The sequence below is a fragment of the Cellulomonas sp. P5_C6 genome, from assembly GCF_054049635.1.
In genome coordinates this window covers 1-3119 of record NZ_JBFULZ010000295.1, presented here as the reverse complement: position 1 = coordinate 3119, position 3119 = coordinate 1, and the positions used below count along the sequence as shown (strand labels likewise).

Below are 3119 nucleotides of genomic sequence, written 5' to 3'. Positions count from 1 at the left end.
CCCACCGCCGAGCCCGAGCAGCGCGCGTCGGGACAGGCCGGTGGGCTCGTCGTGCGGGTCCGTGGGGGCGGACACGGCGACTCCTTGGATCAGGCTCCGGTGACCGTGGCGGTCAGCTGGGAGAGGGGCTCGGAGAGCGCGTCGACGGCAGCGGCGAGCTGCTTGACCTGCGCGTCCGTGAGGGCGTCGTAGGAGGTGAAGCCGGTGTCCAGCGAGCCCTGGGCTGCGAGGAGCGTGTCCAGCTCGGTGAACCGCGTCTGCAGCGTGTCGGCCAGGTCGGGGTCCTTGGCCTGGACGACGTCCGCCAGCACCTCGTAGCCCACGCGGGCGCCGTCGACGTTGGCCTGGAAGTCCCAGAGGTCCGTGTGCGACCAGATCTCCTCCTCGCCGGTGACCTTGCCGGTGGCGACCTCGTCGAGCAGCTCCTTGGCGCCGTTCGCGATCTGGAACGCCTCGAAGGTGAAGTCGGGCGCGTTGACCTCGTCGACCAGCTGCTGCGTGTACGTCACCAGGTCGGCCGCGGCCGCGACCCGCTGGTCCTGGGTCAGCGGCACGTAGGTCACGCCACCGTTGGCGTCGGGCGCCGGCTGCCAGAGGTCCTTCTCGATCAGGTGCCAGCCGCTCCACGGCGTGCCCGCCTCGACGTCGGCCTCGCGAAGGTCGAGCAGCGGGTCGAGGTCGCCGAACGACTCGGCGACGGGCTCGATGCGCTCCCAGTGGGCGCGCGTGTCGGCGTACAGCGACTTCGCCTTCTCGTCGTCCCCGGCGGCGTAGGCGTCGGCGAACTCCTGGGTGCCGGCGATGAGCGCGCCCACCTGGTCCTTGACGTAGGCGACGTACGAGGCCTCGGCGGCCGTGAGCTGGTCGGCGGTGTCGCCCGTGGGCCCCACCTCGGCGCCGCTGTCGGTCACCGTGAACTCGGCGCGGATGCCGTCGCCCACCATGCCCGGCTTGCAGGCCGTGTAGTACGTGCCCGGCTTGACCTGCGCGATGAGGTCGCGCGAGAGCCCGGGGCCGACGTTCTCCACCTCGGCCACGACCCGCAGGCCGTCGTCGCCGAGCAGGTAGAACTCGGTGACGTCGTCGCCCGCGTTGGTGACGGAGAACCGCACGGTGCCCGACGCGGCCTCGGTCGCGGACACGTCGCACGTGGTGTCCGTCGAGGTCACCGTGAGGCCGCCCGCGCTGCCGCTGGCGCCCGGCGTCGACGCGTCGTTGGGGACGCAGGCCGCGACCAGCGGAAGGAGGAGCGCGGCCAGGGCAGCGGCGACGGCGGTGGTGCGGGGGGACATGGGTCTCCTCGGAGAACGGGTGCTCGGCGGGTCAGGCGGCGGACGCGCGCACGGCCGGCGCGACGGCGGGGGCCGACGGGCGGGCGGGCGCGGAGCCCCACGTGATGCGGATGAAGAAGTACATGGTCGGCACGATGTAGGCGAACCAGGCGACGAGCTGGAGCCACGTGGTGGCGGGTGAGAAGTTGAAGACGCCCTTGAGCAGCGAGCCGTACCAGCTGCTGGGCGGGACGGTCGCCGAGACGTCGAACGCCAGGTTGTTCAGGCCGGGCAGGATGCCGGCCTCCTGCAGGTCGTGCACGCCGTACGACAGCACGCCCGCGGCGACGACCACCAGGAACAGGCCGGTCCAGGCGAAGAACACGCGGAGGTTGAGCTTGAGGGCGCCGCGGTAGAGCAGCCAGCCGCACAGCACGGCGGTCCCCAGGCCGAGCGCCGCGCCGATGAGCGGGCCGAGGTTCGGGCTCGCGTTCACGGCGGTGCCGCTGGTCGCCTGGGCGCTGGCCCACAGGAACAGCGCGGTCTCGAGGCCCTCGCGCCCGACGGCGAGCATCGCGACCACGAGGACCGCCTTCTTGCCCGCGCTGAGCGCGTCGTCGAGCTTGTGGTGCAGGTCGGACTTCATATGCCGGGCCGTGCGGGCCATCCAGAAGATCATCCACGTGACCAGGCCGACGGCGATGATCGAGAGCGTCCCGCCGATGGCCTCCTGCGCCTCGAACGAGAGCCCCGACGGGCCGAACGTGAGGATCGCACCGAACAGGAGCGACGCGAGGACCGCGATGCCGACCCCGGCCCACAGCGCCGGCAGCTGGTCGCGGCGCCCGGTCTTGACCAGGTACGCGACGAGGATGCTGACGACCAGCGCGGCCTCGAGACCTTCGCGCAGACCGATGAGGTAGTTGGCGAGCATGGAGCGGCTTCCGAGTGCAGGGACCGACACCAAGCGGGGCGTCGGATGAGGAAAGGCTTACCTCACCGGCCGTGACACTACTCCCGCCGACGGCCCGGGCGCGACACGGGTCCAGCACCCGGCCCTGTGATGCCAGTCACCGACCGAGCTCGACCAGCCGCTCGCGCAGAGAGGGCCAGGCGTCGGCGAACGCGGGCAGCAGCGGCAGGGTCTCGACCTCGTCGACGGGCACCCAGCGCAGCTCCACGCTCTCGGCGTCGGTCACCGTGGGGTGCACGGGCTCCAGCTCGTCCGCGATCACGGTCGTGTAGGACCAGTCGGGGTGCCGCAGCACCGACGACTCGCGCAGCCGGACGGAGACGCGGTCGATCCCGGCCTCTTCCTCGGCCTCGCGCAGCGCCGCGTCCTCGGCGGACTCGTCGGGCATCCGCGCCCCGCCGGGGACCCCCCACGTGCCGCCCTGGTCGCTCCACGTCGCGCGGTGCTGCAGCACGACCGCGAGCGGGGTGCCGTCGGCGTCGCGCCGGACCAGCAGCAGGCCGGCGGCGCCGTACAGACCCCAGTGGCGTCGGCCGCAGGCGCACTCGACCCACCCGTCGCCGGGCTGGCGTCGGTGGTGCAGCGGTGGCCCGTCCGGCACGCCGGGGTCAGCCGACGATCTCGCAGATGGCGGTGCCGGCGCTGACGCTCGACCCCACGCCCGCGGACAGCGAGGTCACCGTGCCGGCGCGGTGCGCCACCAGAGGCTGCTCCATCTTCATCGCCTCGAGCACGACGACCAGGTCGCCCTCGGCCACCACGGCGCCCTCCGCCACGGCCACCTTGACGATGGTGCCCTGCATCGGCGACGCCAGCGTGGTGCCGTTGCTGCTCGCGCCCGCGCGGGCCGTGCGGCGGACCGGGCGGCGTGCGCC

At 73.0% G+C, this 3119-nt stretch carries 4 protein-coding genes; all 4 read right to left on the bottom strand.

Going from position 1 to position 3119, the window contains the following annotated elements; translation table 11 throughout:
* Positions 1–89 precede the first annotated feature (89 nt).
* A complete protein-coding gene (efeO, locus tag ACXJKG_RS20330) occupies positions 90–1292 on the bottom strand; it encodes an iron uptake system protein EfeO (protein ID WP_456847535.1) in 1203 nt (400 codons plus the stop codon).
* Between the two features lie 31 nt (positions 1293–1323).
* Entirely contained in the window at positions 1324–2205 is an 882-nt protein-coding gene (gene efeU / locus ACXJKG_RS20325) for an iron uptake transporter permease EfeU (protein WP_456847534.1), read from the bottom strand.
* Between the two features lie 136 nt (positions 2206–2341).
* Positions 2342–2845 carry an NUDIX domain-containing protein gene (locus tag ACXJKG_RS20320; RefSeq protein WP_456847533.1) on the bottom strand — a complete coding sequence of 168 codons (504 nt, stop codon included), beginning with the start codon at positions 2843–2845 and terminating at the stop codon, positions 2342–2344.
* A 7-nt stretch (positions 2846–2852) separates the two neighbouring features.
* On the bottom strand, positions 2853–3119 hold a 267-nt coding region (locus ACXJKG_RS20315; protein ID WP_456847532.1), incomplete at its 5' end, for an acetyl-CoA carboxylase biotin carboxyl carrier protein subunit.

What these genes read in the sequence shown, in the direction of transcription:
- efeO (WP_456847535.1), bottom strand. Translation starts at nt 1,292, where the DNA reads ATGTCCCCCCGCACCACCGCCGTCGCCGCTGCCCTGGCCGCGCTCCTC.
- efeU (WP_456847534.1), bottom strand. Translation starts at nt 2,205, where the DNA reads ATGCTCGCCAACTACCTCATCGGTCTGCGCGAAGGTCTCGAGGCCGCG.